Here is a 19,180-nt window from a genome sequence, read left to right on the forward strand (position 1 = left end):
CCCGCCGCCCTCGAAGGAGTCGATGATGACCCGCACCAGCACCCCCACCCGGCTCGCACCGCACCCCGACCGGCTGTTCCCCGCCGACCCCGGAGCGCGAGCCGTGGCACGCACCGTGTACGAGGCGGTCAAGGACGCCCCGATCATCTCGCCGCACGGGCACGTCGACGCGGCGCTGATCGCCTCGGACCAGCCGTTCAGCGACCCCGCGTCGCTGCTCATCACGCCCGACCACTACGTGCTCCGCCTGCTGCACGCGAACGGGGTGGACCTGGCCGCGCTGGGACGCGCGGACCGGTCGGGGCCCCGCCCGGGCTCGCAGGCTCGCCCGGCGGCGTCGGCGCATCGCTGGCGCGATGCCGCTGAGCCGACGCCGCCAGGCCGTGCCATCTGGCGGCAGCTGGCGGAGCACTGGGACGACTTCCTCGGAACCCCCGTGCGCTACTGGTTCGAGACGGAGCTGCACGACGTGTTCGGGCTCGACCAGGCGCCGTCCGCGGCGAACGCGGACGACCAGTACGACCACATCGCCGGCCTGCTGGCGTCCCCCGCCTTCCGACCACGCGCGCTCTTCGACGCCTTCGGCATCGAGGTCCTCGCCACCACGGACGGCCCGGCGGACGACCTCGCTGCGCACGCGCAGCTCGCGGCGGACCCCGGCTTCACCGGCCGGGTGCTCCCCACGTTCCGCGCGGACGCCGTGTTCGACCCGACGCGGTCGGACTGGAGGCCCGTGGTCGCGTCGATCGGCGAGGCCGCCGGCATCGACACGGGCACCCACGCAGGGCTGTTGGCGGCTCTCCGCGCACGTCGCCACTACTTCATCGAGCACGGTGCGACCGCCACGGACACCGGGGTGCTCGACGCGGGCTCCGCTCCCCTGCCGTCGAGCGAGCGGGAACGCATCCACGCCGCGGCGCTGCGCGACGCGTCCTCGGTCACCGAGGCCGAGGCGACGGCGTACCGGCACGACATGCTCTACCGCTGGGCGGAGATGAGCGTCGAGGACGGCCTCGTCATGCAGCTGCACCCCGGGGTGATCCGGAACCACCACACCCCGACGCTCGAGCGCTTCGGGCCGGACACCGGGCACGACCTGCCGGCCGTCGGGTCCTTCACCGAGCCGCTCCGGCCGCTGCTCGAGTCCTTCGGCACCGCTCCCGGGTTCCACCTCGTGCTCTTCACCGTCGACGAGACCGTCTTCTCGCGCGAGATCGGGCCGCTCGCGGGCTTCTACCCCGCCGTGTACGCGGGCGCGCCGTGGTGGTTCATCGACACCCCGGCGGCCATCGGGCGCTACCGGTCGGCCGTCACCGACTCCGCGTCGTTCACCAAGACCTCCGGGTTCATCGACGACACCCGCGCGTACTGCTCCATCCCCGCGCGGCACGACATGGCGCGGCGGGCAGACGCGGCGTACCTGGCGTCGCTCGTGGTCACGCACCAGGTCTCCGAGGAGGACGCCGTCCGCACCGCCCGCCGCATCGTGTCCGACATCCCGAAGGCGACGTTCAAGCTCTGACGCTGGCGGGCGGGCGGGTGGTGCGGCGCGGTGCGGCGCCGCGCTGCCGCGCGGTGCGAGGTTCCGTGCCTGGTGCGAGGGTTGCCGGGTCGCACGGAACACGGAACCTCGCACGGTTCGGCGCTGCGGCGGTACGGTCGGGCGCATGACGGAGCGGGTGACGGCGGCGTACAGCGCTCGAGCCGACGAGTACGCGGCGCTGCTCGGGTCGATGGACGCCGTCCATCCCGACGACCGAGCCCTCGTCGAGGCCTGGGCGGCCGGTCGCAGCGGTCCCCTGGTCGACGCCGGGTGCGGCCCCGGTCACTGGACGGCGCACCTCGCACGGCAGGGGCACCGTGTCAGCGGCATCGACGCGGCGCCTGAGTTCGTCGAGCACGCACGACGGACGCACGGCGCCGTGGACGCGGACATCGACTTCCGGGTCGCGTCGCTCGACGCGCTCCCGCTCGCGGACGGCAGCGTCGACGGGGTCCTGGCCTGGTACTCGGTGATCCACCACGAACCGTCGCAGATCGGTGGGGCACTCGCCGAGTTCCATCGGGTGCTCGCGCCCGGCGGTGGGCTGCTGCTCGGGTTCTTCCAGGGCGCCGCGGTCGAGGCCTTCGACCACGCGGTCGTCACCGCCTACCGCTGGCCGGTCGCGTCCCTGGCGGCGCTGCTGGACGAAGCGGGCTTCGACGTCGTGGACGTCCACACCCGCACGGACCCGGGGGCCCGGCCGCACGGGGCGATCAGTGCGGCGCGCCGCTGATCGCTGACCGCTGTCCGTTCCAGCGGCCGGTCAGGCGTCCGAGACCATCGAGGTCAGAGCAGCAGCGATCTCCGGCACGGCATCGAGGCGCTCCCGACGCGGTGTCCCTTGCGGGTCGTCGACGCTCGTCAGGCGGTGGTGACCGCGAGCGCGGCGAGGATCTCCCGCACGGTGTCGTCGACCGATCCGTCGATCGACACCGCGACGGCGGCCTCGTCGGGCTGCGGCCGCTCGAGGGTCGCGAACTGCGAGTCGAGCAGCGTCGTCGGCATGTACTCGTGCTGGCGGTGGGACTGCCGTTCGGCGATCAGGTCGCGCGACCCGTCGAGGAAGGCGATGACGAGACCCGGCGCCGACTCGCGCAGACGGTCCCGGTAGGCGCGCTTGAGCGCCGAGTTCGCCATCACGCAACGGGAGCCGTCCGATTCGACCGCGGCGATCCGCTCGGCGCAGGCGTCGAGCCACGGCCAGCGGTCCTCGTCGGTGAGCGGGATCCCCTGCCGCATCTTCTCCTTGTTGGCGACCGGGTGCAGGTCGTCGGCGTCGACGAAGACGCACGGTTCGCCCTGCGCGACCAGGGCGTCGGTGAGCGCCTGGCCGATGGTGGACTTGCCGGAGCCGGAGACCCCCATCACGAGGACGGGCGGGTGGACAGCGAGCTCGCTCATCCCTCCACAGTATTGATCCGGTGAACTCTGGTCCCCAGTTCCCGCAACACCTGTGCGATCCCAGACCGCCGGTCGTAGGTTGGGCGCCAACGTCAGGACAAAGGAGGCCCTCGTGGCAGACAACAACGGTCAGGCGAACATCGGAGTCGTCGGACTCGCAGTGATGGGCTCGAACCTCGCCCGCAACCTCGCATCGCGCGAAGGCAACACGGTGGCGGTCTACAACCGCACGTACGCCCGCACCGAGGAGCTGCTCCAGGAGCACGGCGACGCCGGGTTCATCGCGTCCGAGGACATCGACGGGTTCGTCGCCTCGCTGTCGAAGCCCCGGACCGCCATCATCATGGTGCAGGCCGGCAAGGGCACCGACGCCGTGATCGGACAGCTCGCCGAACGCTTCGAACCGGGCGACATCATCGTCGACGGCGGCAACGCGAACTTCCACGACACCATCCGACGTGAGCACGACCTGCGCGAGAAGGGCCTGAACTTCGTCGGCACCGGCATCTCCGGTGGAGAAGAGGGCGCACTCAAGGGCCCGTCGATCATGCCCGGTGGCTCGAAGGAGGCCTGGGAGACGCTCGGGCCGATCCTGAAGTCGATCGCCGCGGTCGCCGAAGGTGAACCGTGCGTGACCCACATCGGCACCGACGGCGCCGGGCACTTCGTCAAGATGGTGCACAACGGCATCGAGTACGCCGACATGCAGCTCATCGCCGAGTCGTACGACCTGCTCCGTCGCGTCGGCGGGCTCTCGGTGGAGGACCTGGTGCAGGTCTTCGACGAGTGGAACAAGGGCGACCTCGAGTCCTACCTGATCGAGATCACCGGCGAGGTCCTCAAGCAGCGCGACGCCGACACCGGCAAGCCGCTCGTCGACGTCATCCGTGACGCGGCCGGCTCGAAGGGCACCGGCGTCTGGACCGTGCAGAACGCCGTGAGCCTGGGCATCCCCGTCTCGGGCATCGGCGAAGCCGTGTTCGCCCGCGCCGTGTCGTCGAAGCCGACGCAGCGTGCCGCCGTGCAGCAGTCGGTCAAGAACCGTCCGCAGATCGCCGAGGTGCCGGACACCTTCGCCGACGACGTCCGTGCGGCGCTCTACGCCTCGAAGGTCGTCGCGTACGCACAGGGCTTCGACCTCATCATCGCCGGGGCGAAGGAGTACGGCTGGGACATCGACCTCGGCAACGTCGCGAAGATCTGGCGGGGTGGCTGCATCATCCGGGCCCAGTTCCTGAACCGCATCGTCGAGGCGTACGCCGAGAACCCGAAGCTCGAGTCGCTGCTGGTCGACCCGTACTTCGCGAACGCGGTCGCCGAGGGCGAAGCCGCCTGGCGCCGCATCGTCGGCATCGCGGCCGCGTCGGGCGTTCCCGCGCCGGGCTTCTCGTCCGCGCTGTCGTACTTCGACTCGCTCGCGTCCGACCGTCTGCCCGCGTCGCTGATCCAGGGCCAGCGCGACTTCTTCGGCGCGCACACCTACCAGCGCATCGACAAGGACGGCACCTTCCACACGCTGTGGTCCGACGACGACCGTCGCGAGGTCGAGCAGGAGCCGTCCACGCACTGACGACCGCGCCCGCTGCCGCTGCTGCCCCGTTGCCGGCCACGGAGGCCGGTGCGGGTTCGGCCAGGAGGGCCTCGCTGACCGCGGGGCCCTCCGTCGCGTCAGGCGACGATGCGTTCCCGTGCCAGGTCGGCGACGAGTCGGTCCAGCCGCGGACCGCGTCCGAGCAGCCGACGCGAACCCGGGGCGGTCCGGACGAAGAAGGTCGCCACGGCGGGGGTGTCGTCCGGTCGTACGTGGTGGATCGCCACCGCACACGCGCGGCGAGCACCACCGGGACCGCCAGGTCGCTCCGAGCCACCGTCTCGCCCCGAGCCGTCCGAGCCGTCGACGCCGTCCGCCACGTCTTCGAGTCCGACGTGCACGACACGACTCCACCGGATCACGAGCAGCCGGGTCGCCCGCCGTTCGTCGAGTTCCCACAGGGAGGCCTCGGTGGCGCCGAAGGCCCAGGTCACGCGCGAACCGAGGTGGGTGTCCGGACGGACTTCGTCGACGACGCCACGGAGTTCCGGTGTCGGCGCCGCCGGGACGAGCCACACCGTCGGGTCGATCCGCCGGATGGCGAGCGCGAGGGCCTCGTCCGCCTGCCGCCGCCGAGCCGTCGCGGTCCGCACGACGGCGACCACGATGACCACGACGCCGAGCGCGATCGCGCCGAACTCGACGATCCCGTACCAGGAGAGGTCGACGCCCGGCGCCGTCGAGACGACGACGATCCGGGTGATCAGGAGGACCAGCCAGACGGCGACGATGACCCAGCGCAGGGTGGCGAGTCGACGTGCCGGAGACATCGGTGTCCGCCGTGCACCGCGGGCACGACCGGACCGCGGGACACCATCCGGACGCTGCAGCACGATCCGATCCTCCCACGAGCCGCGCGCCACCTGCTGGCCGAACCCGATGAACGCGCGGGGAAGCGCGCACACACAGCCCACGAGCGGCCGGGCGACCTACGCTCGGGCGGTGACCACCGAGACGACGGACGAACCCATCGGCCAACCGACGGCGGGTCCGTCGGACGCCCCGGGCGGGCCCGATGCCCCTTCGACCCGACGTTGGACGCTGATCGCCGCGATCGTCGGCGTCGTGGCCGCCGCCGCGTTCCTCGGTGTCGCCGAGTTCGGCGCGCTGCTGCTCGGCGGAGCGGGCAGCCCCCTGGTCGCCGTCGGGTCCGCCGTCATCGACCTCGCTCCCCCGGGTGCGAAGGACTTCATGGTCGCCGTGTTCGGCACCGGGGACAAGGTCGCCCTGTTCGTGCTCATGACGGTGATCGTCATCGCGATCAGTGCCGGTGCCGGGGTCCTCGAACGTGTGCGCCCACCCTTCGGTGCCCTCGTGTTCGCCGCCGGTGGTGTGCTGGCTCTGCTTGCCGTCAGCACCCGCTCGGGCAGCGGGACGCTCGACGGTGCCCCGACGGTCCTCGGCATCGCGGCAGCGGTGGTCGTCCTGCGCCTGCTGCTCCAGCGGCTGCGCCGGTGGGAGGCCGCGGCGACCGTGCCGACGGCGGCACCGCGACCCGCCTCGGCGGAGCGCCGCACGTTCCTGGTCTGGGGCGTCGCGACGGCGACCGTCGCGGTCGTGGTGGGCACCGCCTCCCGGCTGGGGTCGTCCGCGATGCAGGCGGCCGCTGCTGCCCGGCGGGCCATCCGGCTGCCCGCCGCGGCGACCCCTGCACCGGCGGTCCCCGCGGGTGCGTCGCTCGACATCGACGGCATCACGCCGTACATCACGCCGAACGCCGACTTCTACCGGATCGACACGGCCCTCCGCGTGCCGCAGGTCGACCCCGCCGACTGGTCGCTCCGCATCCACGGCGCGGTCGAGAACGAGATCACCCTGACGTGGGACGAGCTGCTCGCGCTGCCCCTCGAGGAGCACGTGGCCACCCTGAGCTGCGTGTCGAACGAGGTCGGCGGTGACCTCATCGGCACGGCCCGCTGGCTGGGCTACCCCATCCGGGAGCTCCTCGCCCGGGCACGTCCGACGGGCGACGCCGACATGGTGCTCTCACGGAGCATCGACGGGTTCTCCGCCGGCACCCCGCTCGACGTGCTGCAGGACGACGGCACCGCGGCGCTGCTCGCGGTCGGGATGAACGGCGAACCCCTGCCGACCGAGCACGGGTTCCCGGTGCGGATGGTCGTGCCGGGCCTGTTCGGGTACGTCTCGGCGACGAAGTGGGTCACCGAGCTCGAGGTCACCCGGTTCGCCGACGCGCAGGGCTACTGGACACCGCGCGGCTGGTCGGAGCGTGGCCCGGTCAAGCTCGAGTCCCGCATCGACACCCCGCGGAACGGGTCGACCGTGACCGCGGGCAAGCCGGTCGCGATCGCCGGGGTCGCGTGGCAGCCGCACAAGGGTGTGAAGGCCGTCGAGGTCCGCGTCGGAGGCGGCGACTGGCAGCGCGCCGAACTCGCCGACTCGGTCTCCGCGGACACCTGGCGACAGTGGGTGGTGCGGTGGACGCCGACCGCCGGCTCGCACCGCATCGAGGTGCGCGCGACCAGTGCGGACGGCGAGGTGCAGACGAGCGTGGACCGGCCGCCGGCTCCCAACGGTGCGACGGGCTGGCACACGGTGACGGTCGACGCGCGCTGACGCTCCGGGAGCGGTCTGCGACACGCCCGCTGACTGTCGTCGAGGTCGCAGGAAGCGTCGGTTCGCGGGCGCGCAGGCGACACTTCGTGCCACCTCGGCGAACCTGAGCGGCATGTCGTGACCGCTCGGCGCCGGCGCGCTCCGGTCACCCGACGGCCTGGAGGCCCGGTGCCGGCCCGCCCCGCCCCTCGCCCCGGCCGCGCGACACGCCACGTGCGTCTCGCCGAGGGTGCAGAAAGCGTCGGTTCGCGGACGCGCAGGCGACACTTCGTGCCTCCTCGGCGAACCTGAGCGGCATGTCGTGACCACTCGGCACCACGGCCAGGCAGGCAGACCAGGGCCAGGCAGGCAGACCGTGGTCAGGCGGGCAGGGTCGCGACGACGCAGGTGCCGTCGACCTCGGCGTCCCGCTCGACCACGGTGGAGAAGCCGGCGGCCGTGAACGCAGCGGCGGACGCCTCGGCCTGGGCCTCGGACACCTCGATGACGACGGCGCCACCGGGACGGAGCCACTCCCCCGCACCCGCTGCGATGCGGCGGTGCAGGTCGAGGCCGTCCGCACCACCGTCGAGGGCAACGCGGTGTTCGTGCTCGCGGGCTTCGCTCGGCATGAGTTCGATCGAGGCCGTCGGCACGTAGGGGGCGTTCACCGCGATGACCGTCACGGCCCCGCGGAACCGGTCGGGCAGCGGCGCGAACAGGTCACCGGCGACGACGATGCCGCGGTCGCCGATGTTCTCGGCTGCGACGTCGACGGCATCCGGGTCGATGTCAGTGGCGACGAGGTCGAGCGCGCCGACCCGACCGAACAGGGCCACCGAGATCGCACCGGCGCCGCAGCACAGGTCGACCACGCGGTCGTAGCGCTGCAGCCGACGTGCAGCCTGCTCAACGACGACGGTGGTGCGGGCTCGCGGCACGAAGACCCCGGGGGTCACCCGGATGCGGTGCCCGTCGAAGGCGGCCCAGCCGAGCACGTACTCGAGCGGCTCACCGGCCAGCCGACGCTGCACGAGGGTGCGGAGTCGCACCGGCTCACCGTCACCGGCCTCGAGCAACAGGTCGGCTTCGTCCTCGGCGAAGACGCTCCCCGCGGCCCGGAGCCGGGCCGCGAGGGCGTCACGCGCGGGGTGGGTCACCACGGGCAACGGGACACGTCACGTCGCGGAGATGGTCCTGCGCCGTCGGCTGTGCCCATGGTTCGACGGCTCCGCTACGCTGCGCCGTCGAACATCGACGTCACGGAACCGTCGTCGAAGACCTCGTGGATGGCACGGGCGATGAGCGGGGCGATCGGCAGGACCTCGAGGCGGTCCCAGCGCTTGTCCATCGGCAGCGGCAGGGTGTCCGTCACGACCACGCGGTCGATGAACTCGCTCTGCAGCAGCTCGGTGGCGGGGTCGGAGAAGACGGCGTGGGTCGCGGCGACGACGACTCCCGTGGCGCCGGCGTTCTTGAGCGCCTCGGCAGCCTTGGCGATCGTGCGGCCGGTGTCGATGAGGTCGTCGACGAGCAGGCACACGCGGCCGCTGACGTCACCGACGATCTCGTGCACCGAGACCTGGTTCGGCACGAGCGGGTCGCGGCGCTTGTGGATGATGGCGAGCGGGGCCCCGAGCTTCTCGGACCAGATGTCGGCGACACGGACGCGGCCCATGTCGGGCGACACGACGGTGAGCGTCTTCGGGTCGAGGATCTGGCGGAAGCGCTCGAGCAGCACCGGCATGGCGAACAGGTGGTCGACGGGGCCGTCGAAGAAGCCCTGGATCTGCGCGGCGTGCAGGTCGACGCTCATGATGCGGTGCGCGCCGGCGGCCTTGAACAGGTCGGCGACGAGGCGGGCCGAGATCGGCTCGCGGCCGCGGCCCTTCTTGTCCTGGCGCGCGTAGGGGTAGAACGGCGCCACGACCGTGATGCGCTTCGCCGACGCACGCTTCAGCGCGTCGACCATGATGAGCTGCTCCATGAGCCACTCGTTGATCGGCGCGGTGTGCGACTGGATGACGAAGGCGTCGCAGCCACGGACCGACTCGTCGAAGCGGGCGTAGAGCTCACCGTTCGCGAAGGTCCGGGCATCGGTCGGCACGAGGTCGACCCCGAGCTCCTCCGCGATCTCGGCAGAGAGCGCCGGGTGTGCTCGCCCCGAGACGAGGACGAGTCGTTTCTGGCCGGTTGTCTTGATTCCGGACAAGTGCGGTGCTCACTCCCTGACCCACGAGGGGTCGATGTCGGCGACGGGTGGTCGCCGGGATCTATTCGCCGTTCGCGAGCCGAGCAGCCTCGGCCGCCGGTGTGCCGGGTCGGTGTTCCTCGACCCATCCGTCGGTGTTGCGCTGTGGGGCGTAGCTGATCGCGAGCGATCCTGCCGGAACGTCCTTGCGGACGGTGGTCCCGGCACCGGTGTACGCACCGTCACCAATCCTAACGGGGGCGACGAACACGTTGTGCGAGCCTGTACGGACGTTCGAGCCGACCTCGGTGCGGTGCTTGTGCACGCCGTCGTAGTTCGCGGTGATGGTGTTCGCGCCGATGTTCGAGTCCTCGCCCACCTCGGCGTCGCCGATGTAGGACAGGTGCGGGACCTTGCTGCCGCGGCCGATCCGGGCGTTCTTCGTCTCGACGAAGGTGCCGATCTTGCCGTCGTCACCGAGGATCGTGCCCGGCCGCAGGTAGGCGAACGGGCCGACCGAGGCGCCGTCCCCGATCACGGCGAGGGTGGCGTCGACGCGGTTCACGGTGGCGCGGGCCCCGACCTCGGTGTCGCGGAGCGTGGTGTCGGGTCCGACGACGGCACCGGCGGCGATCGCGGTGGCACCGATGAGCTGGGTGCCGGGCAGGACCTCGGCGTCGGGCTCGATGGTGACGTCGAGGTCGATCCAGGTGGACGCCGGGTCCTGCACGGTGACGCCGGCGAGCTGGTGGCGGCGGACGGTGCGGGCGTTGAGTTCCCGCGCGGCGTCGGCGAGCTGGGCACGGTCGTTGATGCCGGCGACGAGCCACGGGTCGGTCAGGGTGACCACGTCGATGCGCCCGCCGCGCTCGCTGATCAGCGCGGGAGCGTCGGTGATGTACTTCTCGCCCTGGGCGTTCGCCGTGGTGAGCGACGGCAGGGCCGCCCGGAGGCGTGCCACGTCGAACGCGTAGATGCCCGCGTTCGCCTCGGTGATGGTCAGCTGCTCGGCTGTCGCGTCCTTGTGCTCGACGACGCTGACGAAGGCGCCGGAAGCGTCGCGCACGATCCGTCCGAGGCCGGTCGGGTCCGGGGCGATGGCGCTCACGAAGGTCGCGCCGTTGCCGCCGCCGACGTGGGCGTCGACGAGGAGGCGGAGCGATGCGGCGTCGAGCAACGGGACGTCGCCGGACAGCACCACGACGGCGCCGTCGAAGTCGGCGGGCAGTGCTTCGACCGCCACCTCGACCGCACGGCCGGTGCCGGGGACGTCGTCCTGGTCGACGACGATCGCGTCGGGGGCGCGCTCGACGACCTCGGCCGCGACGAGGTCACGCTCGTGCCGCACGACGACGGCGACGTGCTCGGGGCTGAGCGACGACGCCGTGCGCAGGACGTGCCCGATGAGCGGCAGTCCGGCGAGCCGGTGCAGCACCTTGGGCGTGGACGACTTCATGCGCGTGCCCTGCCCGGCGGCGAGGACGACGACGGCGATGCGCTGGTCGGTCATGCACCCATCCTGGCGCACCGCGACCCGGGCCGCCCGACGCGACCACGGCCCTGTGCGGAACCGTGCGCACAACCGCAGCCTGTGGACGGACGGGAACCGCGCCTCCAGGCCGCCTGACGGGGAGCTCTGGCAGGCCCCGCACGCCGAGGATCAGGCCCGCGCGCCCTGCGGTTCCCGCTTGACGAACGCCATCAGCACCAGCCCGGCGATGAGCACGACGACCACGCCGAGGATCCCGAACCGGGTCGACCCACCGACGGTCACCGCGACGCCGAACAGCGCCGGCGCGAGGAACGACGCGGCCCGGCCGGTGGTCGCGTAGAGGCCGAAGAGCTCGCCCTCGCGGCCGGGGGTCGTCAGCCGCGCCAGGTACGCGCGGGACGAGGACTGCACCGGGCCGACGAACACGGCGAGGGTCAGCCCGAGCACCCAGAACCACTGCGCCTCGTTGCCGGCGGCGAAGACCCCGACCCCGCACACGGCGAGGCCGACGAGCGAGACCATGATGAGCGCACGCGACCCGAACCGGTCGTCGAGGCGTCCGGAGACGAACGTCGCGATGCCGGCCACGACGTTCGCGGCGATGGCGAACAGGATGACCTGCGACGGCGTGAACCCGAACACCTGCGCGGCGACGATCCCGCCGAACGTGAAGACGGCCCCGACGCCGTCGCGGAACACCGCGCTGGCGAGCAGGAAGGCGAGGACGTTGCGGCGCTCGCGCCACAGCCGTGCGATGTCCCGGCCGAGGTCCGCGTAGGCACTGAACACGCCGCCGCCGCGGGTGCGGTCGGGCACCGCCTCGGGCACGGTGAGGAACAGCGGGATCGAGCTGACGGCCAGCCAGACGGCGGCGATGCCGATCGCGACGCGGACGTCCCACTGCCCGGTGGCGACGGTGGCCGGCAGCTGCAGGAGCCCGCCGACGACCCCGTCGCCCCGGAAGTCCTGGATGCAGAGCACGAGCAGCAGGACGAGCAGCACGATCCCGCCGAAGTACCCGGCGGCCCACCCGATGGCGGAGACCCGGCCGGTGCGTTCCCCGGGGGCGACCTGCCCGATCATGGCGTTGTAGCCGACGCTCGCGATCTCGTAGGCGACGGTCCCGATGCCGAGCAGGGCTGCACCGAGCAGCAGGTACGGCTGGCTCGGCGCGACGAAGACCATGCCGCCGATCGACAGCGCGACGCCGATCGTGGCGATGAGGACGGAGCGACGACGGTGTCCGGACGAGTCCGCGAGCCGCCCCATGGCCGGCGCCACCAGGGCCACGACGATGCCCGCGATGGTCAGTGCGGTGGACACGACGGCCGCGTTGTGCGCGAGCTCGCGTTCGACGATCGCCTTGCCGGCCGCGGATGTGTCGCCGACGAGCGCCGGGTCCACGAACGCCCGGCTGGCCAGGTACGTGCTGAACACGAAGGTGGTGACGACCGCGTTGAACGCGGCGGAACCCCAGTCCCAGAGCGCCCAGGAGACGAGCGCGCGCCGGTCGGTGCGCTGCGGCACGACGGCGGCCGGTGAAGCGGTCATGCGCGAACCGTAGCGCGTCCCGGTGACGCGGCGGTGGCCCCGTTCCGGGTCACGTGCCGGACGGGAGGCGCGCGGCGGCCTGGCCCCGCGCCTCCCGTCCGCACCGTGCGCGCGTCGCCACCCGGTGCGAGCTTCCACGCACCGTGCCCGGCTGCAACGCCGCACCAGACGGCCGACACCGCACCGTCCGACGGGCCGCGCACCGTGCCGGACGGGAGGCGCGAGGCGGCCTGGCCCCGCGCCTCCCGTCCGCACCGTGCGTGCGTCGCCACCCGGTGCGAGCTTCCACGCACCGTGCCCGGCTGCAACGCCGCACAAGGCGCGCAACGCGGCCCGGGCCGGCGAAACCCGCACCGTGCCCGCTCAGGCGGGGACGCCGCCGGGGTAGACGACGGACTTGAGCGACTCCGGGTCGGTGTCGCTCTCGAGGGCCTCGCGGACGTCGTCGAGCCCGAAGCGACCGGTGACGAGCGAGTCGAGGTCGACCTGCCCGGACGCGACCAGCTGGATGGCGACCGGCCACGTGTTCGTGTACCGGAAGATCCCGGTGACCGTGACCTCGAGGTTCTGGATGTGCTCGACCGGCAGCGTCATCTCGGAGTTGCCGAGCCCGACCAGCACCGCGGCACCCGCCGGACCGACCGCCTTGATGCCGTCCGACACCGCTCGGGGTGCACCGCTGGCGTCGATGAACGCGTCGACGGGGACGATGTCGGACGCGACGGACACGGCGGTGGGGTCGACGACCTCGGTGGCGCCGTACTCCAGGGCCCGCGCACGGCGCTCCGGCACGAGGTCGCTGACGACGATGCGCGACGCACCGAAGGCCTTCGCGACCTGGGCACAGATGATGCCGATGGGACCGGCGCCGGCGATGAGCACCGACGAACCGGGCACGATGCCCGCCTTGCGGACAGCGGCGATGCCCACGGACAGGGGCTCGAGGAGCGCGCCGGCCTCGAACGAGACGGCATCGGGCAGGACGTGCGCGAACTCGGCCTCGATGGTGACGAACTCGGTGAAGGCCCCGTCGACCGGCGGCGTCGCGTAGAAGCGCATGTGCGGGCAGAGGTTGTAGCGGCCGGCCAGGCACTGCGCGCAGCGGTGGCAGGGGCGCTGCGGCTCGATGGCCACGCGCTCCCCCAGGCGGGACGGGTCGACGCCGGCGCCGACGGCCTCGATCGTGCCGGAGAGCTCGTGCCCGAGGACGAGGGGCTCCTCGACGACGAAGTCGCCGATGCGGCCGTGGCGGTAGTAGTGCACGTCGGAGCCGCAGACGCCCACGGCGGCGACCCGGACGAGCACGTCGCCGGGGTCGACGGCGGGCACGGGGCGGTCCTCGACGGTGAGGTCCTGGGTGCCGAGCAGGACGCTGGTGCGCTGGGTGGAGGTCATGCGGTTCTCGCTTCCTCGGCCGCGTCGTCGCGGCCGGACGTGTGGGTGGTGGAGGGGGCGGCGGCGGTCGGCGTGGTCGCCGTCGCCGTCGCCGTCGCCGCTGGCATCGTGGCGTCGCGCAGCAGCTCCGCGAAGCCGATCTCGGCGGCGCCACGGACCAGGACGTCGCGACCGAGTGCCGCCGGGACGATCCGGAGCCGATCGGTCATCGCGGCCATCGTCTGCGCGCGGACGTCGGTCTCGACCCGGTCGCCGACGTGTCCGAGCAGCGCACCGAGGAACCCGCCGAGCACGACGACCTCGGGGTCGACGGTGTGGATGGCGTTCCGCAGCGCGGTCGCGAGTGCGGTGACCTGTCGGTCGACGACCCGCTCGACCTCGGGCCGGCCCTCGGCGAGCGCCGCGGCGAGCGCGTCGAGGTCGTCCGGCGGGGTCCCGGTCACCGCGGTGAGGGCGGAGCGTGAGGCCTCGGTCTCCAGGCAGCCGACCGCACCGCAGTGGCAGCGGATCCCGTTCGCCGCGACGAAGGTGTGCCCGAGCTCGCCCGCGTACCCGTCGGCGCCGCTGAAGGGCCGGCCGGCGCTGACGATCCCGCCGCCGATGCCGCTCGCGCCGCCGTTCAGGTAGACGAGGTCGTCGACGCCGCGGGCGCTGCCGTACAGCCGTTCCGCCCAGGCGCCGAGGTTGGCGTCGTTCGCGGCCCGGACCGGCAGTCCCAGGCGTTCCGCGAGCGGCGCGGCGAGGGGTTCGTCACGCCAGCCGAGGTGCGGGGCGTCGCGCACGGTGCCGTCCTCGACCCGGACGATGCCGGGCACGGCGACGCCGACCCCGACGATCCGGGCCGCCGGTCCGGTGCGGGCGAGGAGTGCTGCGAGGACCCGGGCGACGGCGTCGATCGCCTGCGCCGCGGTCGGCACGGTGGTCTGCGGCTCGACCAGTCGGTCGCGGACGGTGCCGTCGAGGCCGACGAGGGCGACCCCGACGGCGTCGATCTCGACCGTGACCGCGGCGGCGAGGACGTCGGCGGACGCCCGGACGACCCCGCTCGGCCGTCCGACACCGGCACCGGGGGTCCCCGCGGCGGGGGTCTCCTCGTGTACGAGACCGACGTCGACGAGTTCCCCGACGAGCGCGAGGATCGTCGAGCGGTTCAGGCCGGTGCGCCGGGTGAGCTCGGCGCGGGTGACGGGGCCGTCCTCGTGGACGAGCCGGAGGACGCGCGCGGCGTTGCCCGGCGTCGTCGTGGGCTGCCGTGCCATGGGTCCTCCTCGGTGGGTGCGGTCGTGGGCGGGGTTTCGGGCTGAGCGACGAGTTTCGCACCGGCGGGCCCGTGAACTGTCGCGCAGCCCGAAACCTCGGCGACCGCGACGGCCCCGGTCAGCGCGACTGCGAGAACGCGGCGTCGAACGAAGCGTCCGGCGGCGCGATGGTACCGAGCTGCCGGACGAACGCCAGCGCCTCGGGCCCGCCGACGAGCCGGTCCATGCCGGCGTCCTCCCACTCGACGCTGGTCGGTCCGGCGTACCCGATGTGGTTCAGCACGCGGAACACCCGCTCCCACGGCACGTCCCCGTGGCCGGCGGTGACGAAGTCCCACCCGCGCCGGGGGTCGCCCCACGGCAGGTGCGAGGACAGCCGCCCGTTGCGACCGTCGAGCTGCTTCACCGACTCCTTGCAGTGCACGTGGTACACCCGGTCGGCGAAGTCGAGCAGGAACGCCGCGGGGTCGAGGTCCTGCCAGACGAAGTGCGACGGGTCGAAGTTGAACCCGAACGCCGGCCGGTCGCGGAACACCTCGAGGGTCCGTGCAGCGGTCCAGTAGTCGTAGGCGATCTCGGACGGGTGGACCTCGAGCGCGAACCGCACCCCGACCTCCTCGAAGACGTCGAGGATCGGTGACCAGCGGTCGTGGAAGTCCTGGTACCCGGCATCGATCATCCCCGGGGGCACGGGCGGGAACCCGGCGACGGTCTTCCAGATCGACGAGCCGGAGAAACCCGTGACGGTGTCGACACCGAGCGCCGCGGCGGCACGGGCGGTCCACTGCAGTTCCTCGGCCGCACGCTGCCGCACGCCCTCGGGGTCGCCGTCGCCCCACACGTGCGGCGGGACGATGTCCTCGTGCCGCTGGTCGATGGGGTCGTCGCACACGGCCTGGCCGACCAGGTGGTTGGCGATCGTCCAGACCTGCAGCCCGTTGCGTTCCAGGATCGCCTTGCGCTCGGCGACGTACGAGGGGTCCGTCGCGGCGCGCCGGACGTCCAGGTGGTCACCCCAGCAGGCGATCTCCAGCCCGTCGTACCCCCACTCGCCGGCGAGCCGGGCGACCTCCTCGAAGGGCAGGTCGGCCCACTGTCCGGTGAACAGGGTGACCGGCCGGGAGGCCCGGGTCGTCTCCGTCGTGTCGCTCGCGTCCGTGGTCGTCATCGTCGTCGTCCTTCTTCGCGTTGGTCGGGTTCCGTCACCAGGATCCGGGTGCGGACCCGGCGGGGACGGTGGCGGGTCGCTCGACGCGCGAGTGCACGTCGACGACCGAGTGGTCTCGGGCGGCGGCGGAGACCGCCTCCATGACCTCGAGCACGTGGAACGCGAGGTCGCCGGAGGCCCGGTGCGGCCGGTCCGTCGCGATCGCGTGCGCCATGTCAGCGAGGCCGTAGCCCCGGCCGGCGTCGGCGTACCCTGCGGCGACCGGCAGGTCGCGCCACGAGCGGTCGTCGGCGGTGGCGATCGACACGGTGTCCGAGAACCGGTTCGGGTCCGGGATGCCCAGGGTGCCCGCGGTGCCGTACACCTCGAACAGCGGGGCGCGGGTGGCCCACACCTCGAACGAGACGGTCACGGTGGAGACCACGCCGCCCTCGTGTTCGAGGATCGCGACGACGTGCGTGTCGATGTCGACCGGGATCGACGTGCCGGCGTTCGGCCCGGTGGCGATCGTCCGTTCGCGGGTGGACCGGGTCGCGCTGCCGCTGACCCGGACGACGGGCCCGAAGAACGTGACGAGGCTGGTCAGGTAGTACGGACCCATGTCGAGGAGCGGTCCGCCGCCCGGCTGGTAGTAGAACGCCGGCGCGGGGTGCCAGAGCTCGTGCCCGGGTGCGCTCCAGGCGACGGCGGCACCGACCGGGGTGCCGATCGCGCCGTCGTCGAGGGCGGCGCGGGCGGTCTGGATGCCCGTGCCGAGGACGGTGTCCGGGGCGCTGCCGACGCGCAGGCCAGCGGCGCGGGCGGCCTCGAGCACCGGTGCGGCCTCGGCGGTGGACATCGCGAGCGGCTTCTCGCCGTAGACGTGCTTGCCCGCGGCGAGGGCCCGGGTGGCGATGTCGGCGTGCGCGGCCGGGATCGTCAGGTTGAGCACCACGTCGACGTCGTCGGCGGCGAGCAGGTCGTCCACGGTGGTGCCGCGAACGCCCTGTGCCGCACCGACCTGCTGGGCGCGGGCGACGTCGAGGTCGGCGACCGCGGCGAGCTCGAGGCCGGGCAGGGCCGGGAAGTGCTCGAAGTACTGCTGGCTGATGACCCCGACGCCGACCACGCCGACGCGGAGCACCCCCTCGTTCACCGTGCTGCCCACAGGAGTCCCCGTTCGATGATGGTGCGGAGTGGCTGCGACTCGACGACCTCGAGGCGGTGCCCTGGTGCTGAGACGAACACGCGGCCCTCGCCCCACTGCCGTGTCCAGATCGCCGGTGCGGTGACCGGTCGGTTCCAGGCGTCGAAGTCGCGCGCGTCCTGGGTGGTGGTCGCGAGGACGTCGTTGTACTCGTCGGACAGCACCCAGTACTGCTCGGTGACGAGGTCGAAGTCCTCGATGCCCTGCGTGATCGGGTGTTCGTGCCCGAGGTCGGTGAGGTGCACCGTGTAGGGGATGTAGTTGTCCGACTGTTCCCCGACGCGCTCGTCGGGGTGCTTGCCGGCGTGGTGGGCGAACTGGCCGCCGACCATGTGCAGGTAGTCGGCGGTGTTCCGGAACGCGTCCGCGATGCCGCCGTGCCAGCCGGCCAGTCCGGCGCCGCCCAGGACCGCGCGCTGCAGCCCGGCGAACTCGTCGTCGGCGATGGTCGACATCGTGACGACCTGCACGATCAGGTCGACCTCGTCCATGACGGCGGCGTCGGCGTAGACGGCCGTCGAGTCCGACACCCGGACCTCGAACCCGTTCTCGCGCAGGAACGGGACGAACAGGTCGGTGGTCTCGACGGGCTGGTGGCCGTCCCACCCGCCGCGGACGACGAGCGCCTGGCGGGTCTGCTCGGCGGCGCTCACGACGTCGCCGTCCAGGTGCTGCCGGCGGCGGCGCTGCGTTCGACCGCGTCGAGGACCCGCTGTACGTGCAGGCCGTCGGCGAACGAGGGCGACGGGTCGGTGCCGGCGACGATCGCGTCGACGAAGTCCTTCACCTGGTGGCTGAAGGTGTGCTCGTACCCGATGAGGTGCCCGGTCGGCCACCACGCGGCCATGTAGGGGTGCTCGGGCTCGGTGACGAGGATGCGGCGGAACCCCTGCTCCCCCGCCGGGGCGTTCGACTCGTACAGCCGGAGCTCGTTCATCGCCTCGAGGTCGAACTGGATCGCGCCCTCGGACCCGCTGATCTCGAGCGTCAGACCGTTCTTCCGCCCGGTCGCGTAGCGCGTCGCCTCGAACGTGCCGATGGCGCCGTCGGCCGCGCCGCCGTCGAGCCGCGCGGTGAAGAACGCGGCGTCGTCGACGGTGACCTGCCCGCGCTCGCTCGACGCGGTGCCGGAGAGCCCGACCCCCTCGGCCATCAGCGGACGCTCGGTCACGAAGGTCTCGAGCGTGCCGGAGACGGTGGCGAGCGACGCACCGGTGACGTGCTCGACCAGGTCGATGGCGTGCGCGCCGATGTCACCGAGCGCACCGGAGCCGGCGAGCGACTTGTCGAGGCGCCAGGTCATCGGGCCGTCCTCGTCCGCCAACCAGTCCTGCAGGTAGAGCGCGCGGACCTGGCGCACGGTGCCGATCCGTCCGTCCTGCACCAGCTGCCGCGCGAACGCGATGGCCGGCACCCGGCGGTAGCTGAACCCGACCATCGCCCGGACACCCTGTGCACGGGCGGCGTCGGCGGCGGCGGTCATCGCCTCGGCCTCGGCGACGGTGTTCGCGAGCGGCTTCTCGCACAGGACGTGCTTGCCGGCCTGGAGCGCGGCGATCGCGATCTCGACGTGCGAGGACCCCGGGGACACGACGTCGACGACGTCGATGTCCGGATCGGCGACGACGGCACGCCAATCGGTGGACGCCGCCTGCCAGCCGTACTGCTGCCGAGCGGCCTCGGTGCGTTCGGGATCACGCCCGACGATCACCGCCATCTCCGGCTCGGTGCCGAGGTCGAAGAACCTGGGGGCGGTCCGCCACGCCTGTGAGTGTGCGGCTCCCATGAAGCCGTGCCCCACCATCGCGACCCGCAGTCGTTGCTGCACCGTCGACTCACTTGCCATC

At 72.7% G+C, this 19,180-nt stretch carries 16 protein-coding genes; 4 read left to right on the top strand and 12 right to left on the bottom strand.

What is annotated here, in order from left to right:
• Positions 1 to 25 precede the first annotated feature (25 nt).
• Both uxaC and DEJ21_RS04960 read left to right on the top strand, forming a co-directional pair.
• Positions 26 to 1,522, top strand: a complete 1,497-nt coding sequence (gene uxaC / locus DEJ21_RS04955; protein WP_111223879.1) for a glucuronate isomerase — start codon at positions 26 to 28, stop codon at positions 1,520 to 1,522.
• A 145-nt stretch (positions 1,523 to 1,667) separates the two neighbouring features.
• Complete coding sequence (locus DEJ21_RS04960; RefSeq protein ID WP_111223880.1) at positions 1,668 to 2,276, top strand: class I SAM-dependent methyltransferase; 609 nt, start codon at positions 1,668 to 1,670, stop codon at positions 2,274 to 2,276.
• 128 nt (positions 2,277 to 2,404) lie between these two features.
• Here the strand turns inward: DEJ21_RS04960 and DEJ21_RS04965 are convergent, their stop codons facing one another.
• The gene (locus tag DEJ21_RS04965; protein WP_111054909.1) at positions 2,405 to 2,944 is read right to left on the bottom strand and encodes a gluconokinase; all 540 of its coding nucleotides are present in this window, start codon (positions 2,942 to 2,944) and stop codon (positions 2,405 to 2,407) included.
• Between the two features lie 112 nt (positions 2,945 to 3,056).
• Here DEJ21_RS04965 and gndA point away from each other — a divergent pair, with 112 nt between their 5' ends.
• Positions 3,057 to 4,514: an NADP-dependent phosphogluconate dehydrogenase gene (gndA, locus tag DEJ21_RS04970; protein ID WP_111223881.1), complete on the top strand. Its 1,458-nt coding sequence runs from the start codon at positions 3,057 to 3,059 to the stop codon at positions 4,512 to 4,514.
• A gap of 98 nt (positions 4,515 to 4,612) precedes the next feature.
• Here gndA and DEJ21_RS04975 read toward each other — a convergent pair whose 3' ends face one another.
• A complete protein-coding gene (locus DEJ21_RS04975; protein WP_146247698.1) occupies positions 4,613 to 5,305 on the bottom strand; it encodes a hypothetical protein in 693 nt (230 codons plus the stop codon).
• A gap of 172 nt (positions 5,306 to 5,477) precedes the next feature.
• On the opposite strand from DEJ21_RS04975, the gene DEJ21_RS04980 reads away from it, so the two are divergent.
• Positions 5,478 to 7,112: a molybdopterin-dependent oxidoreductase gene (locus tag DEJ21_RS04980; RefSeq protein WP_111223883.1), complete on the top strand. Its 1,635-nt coding sequence runs from the start codon at positions 5,478 to 5,480 to the stop codon at positions 7,110 to 7,112.
• A 359-nt stretch (positions 7,113 to 7,471) separates the two neighbouring features.
• On the opposite strand, the gene DEJ21_RS04985 is transcribed toward DEJ21_RS04980, so the two are convergent.
• The 10 genes from DEJ21_RS04985 to DEJ21_RS05030 form a co-directional block, all read right to left on the bottom strand.
• On the bottom strand, positions 7,472 to 8,251 hold the full coding sequence (locus DEJ21_RS04985) for a putative protein N(5)-glutamine methyltransferase (protein WP_309146978.1): 780 nt from the start codon (positions 8,249 to 8,251) through the stop codon (positions 7,472 to 7,474).
• Positions 8,252 to 8,325: 74 nt separating this feature from the next.
• A complete protein-coding gene (locus DEJ21_RS04990) occupies positions 8,326 to 9,303 on the bottom strand; it encodes a ribose-phosphate diphosphokinase (protein ID WP_027464468.1) in 978 nt (325 codons plus the stop codon).
• A 61-nt stretch (positions 9,304 to 9,364) separates the two neighbouring features.
• Positions 9,365 to 10,792, bottom strand: coding sequence for a bifunctional UDP-N-acetylglucosamine diphosphorylase/glucosamine-1-phosphate N-acetyltransferase GlmU (glmU, locus tag DEJ21_RS04995; protein WP_111223885.1), 1,428 nt, complete (start codon positions 10,790 to 10,792; stop codon positions 9,365 to 9,367).
• A 150-nt stretch (positions 10,793 to 10,942) separates the two neighbouring features.
• Complete coding sequence (locus DEJ21_RS05000) at positions 10,943 to 12,325, bottom strand: MFS transporter (protein WP_111223886.1); 1,383 nt, start codon at positions 12,323 to 12,325, stop codon at positions 10,943 to 10,945.
• A gap of 363 nt (positions 12,326 to 12,688) precedes the next feature.
• Positions 12,689 to 13,720, bottom strand: coding sequence for an NAD(P)-dependent alcohol dehydrogenase (locus DEJ21_RS05005; protein ID WP_111223887.1), 1,032 nt, complete (start codon positions 13,718 to 13,720; stop codon positions 12,689 to 12,691).
• Positions 13,717 to 14,979, bottom strand: coding sequence for an ROK family transcriptional regulator (locus DEJ21_RS05010; protein WP_111223888.1), 1,263 nt, complete (start codon positions 14,977 to 14,979; stop codon positions 13,717 to 13,719). The genes DEJ21_RS05005 and DEJ21_RS05010 overlap by 4 nt, the downstream gene beginning before the upstream one ends.
• Positions 14,980 to 15,097: 118 nt before the next feature.
• Entirely contained in the window at positions 15,098 to 16,147 is a 1,050-nt protein-coding gene (locus tag DEJ21_RS05015) for a sugar phosphate isomerase/epimerase (RefSeq protein WP_110865026.1), read from the bottom strand.
• Positions 16,148 to 16,181: 34 nt separating this feature from the next.
• Complete coding sequence (locus DEJ21_RS05020; protein WP_111223889.1) at positions 16,182 to 17,294, bottom strand: Gfo/Idh/MocA family protein; 1,113 nt, start codon at positions 17,292 to 17,294, stop codon at positions 16,182 to 16,184.
• Positions 17,279 to 17,986: a ThuA domain-containing protein gene (locus DEJ21_RS05025; protein ID WP_110865025.1), complete on the bottom strand. Its 708-nt coding sequence runs from the start codon at positions 17,984 to 17,986 to the stop codon at positions 17,279 to 17,281. Before DEJ21_RS05025 ends, DEJ21_RS05020 begins: the two co-directional genes overlap by 16 nt.
• Positions 17,983 to 19,179: a Gfo/Idh/MocA family protein gene (locus tag DEJ21_RS05030; RefSeq protein ID WP_253183721.1), complete on the bottom strand. Its 1,197-nt coding sequence runs from the start codon at positions 19,177 to 19,179 to the stop codon at positions 17,983 to 17,985. Before DEJ21_RS05030 ends, DEJ21_RS05025 begins: the two co-directional genes overlap by 4 nt.
• Between the last annotated feature and the right edge of the window lies 1 nt (position 19,180).

Origin of the sequence: Curtobacterium sp. MCSS17_006 (assembly GCF_003234215.1) — a bacterium.
Classification (GTDB): Bacteria; Actinomycetota; Actinomycetes; order Actinomycetales; family Microbacteriaceae; genus Curtobacterium; species Curtobacterium flaccumfaciens.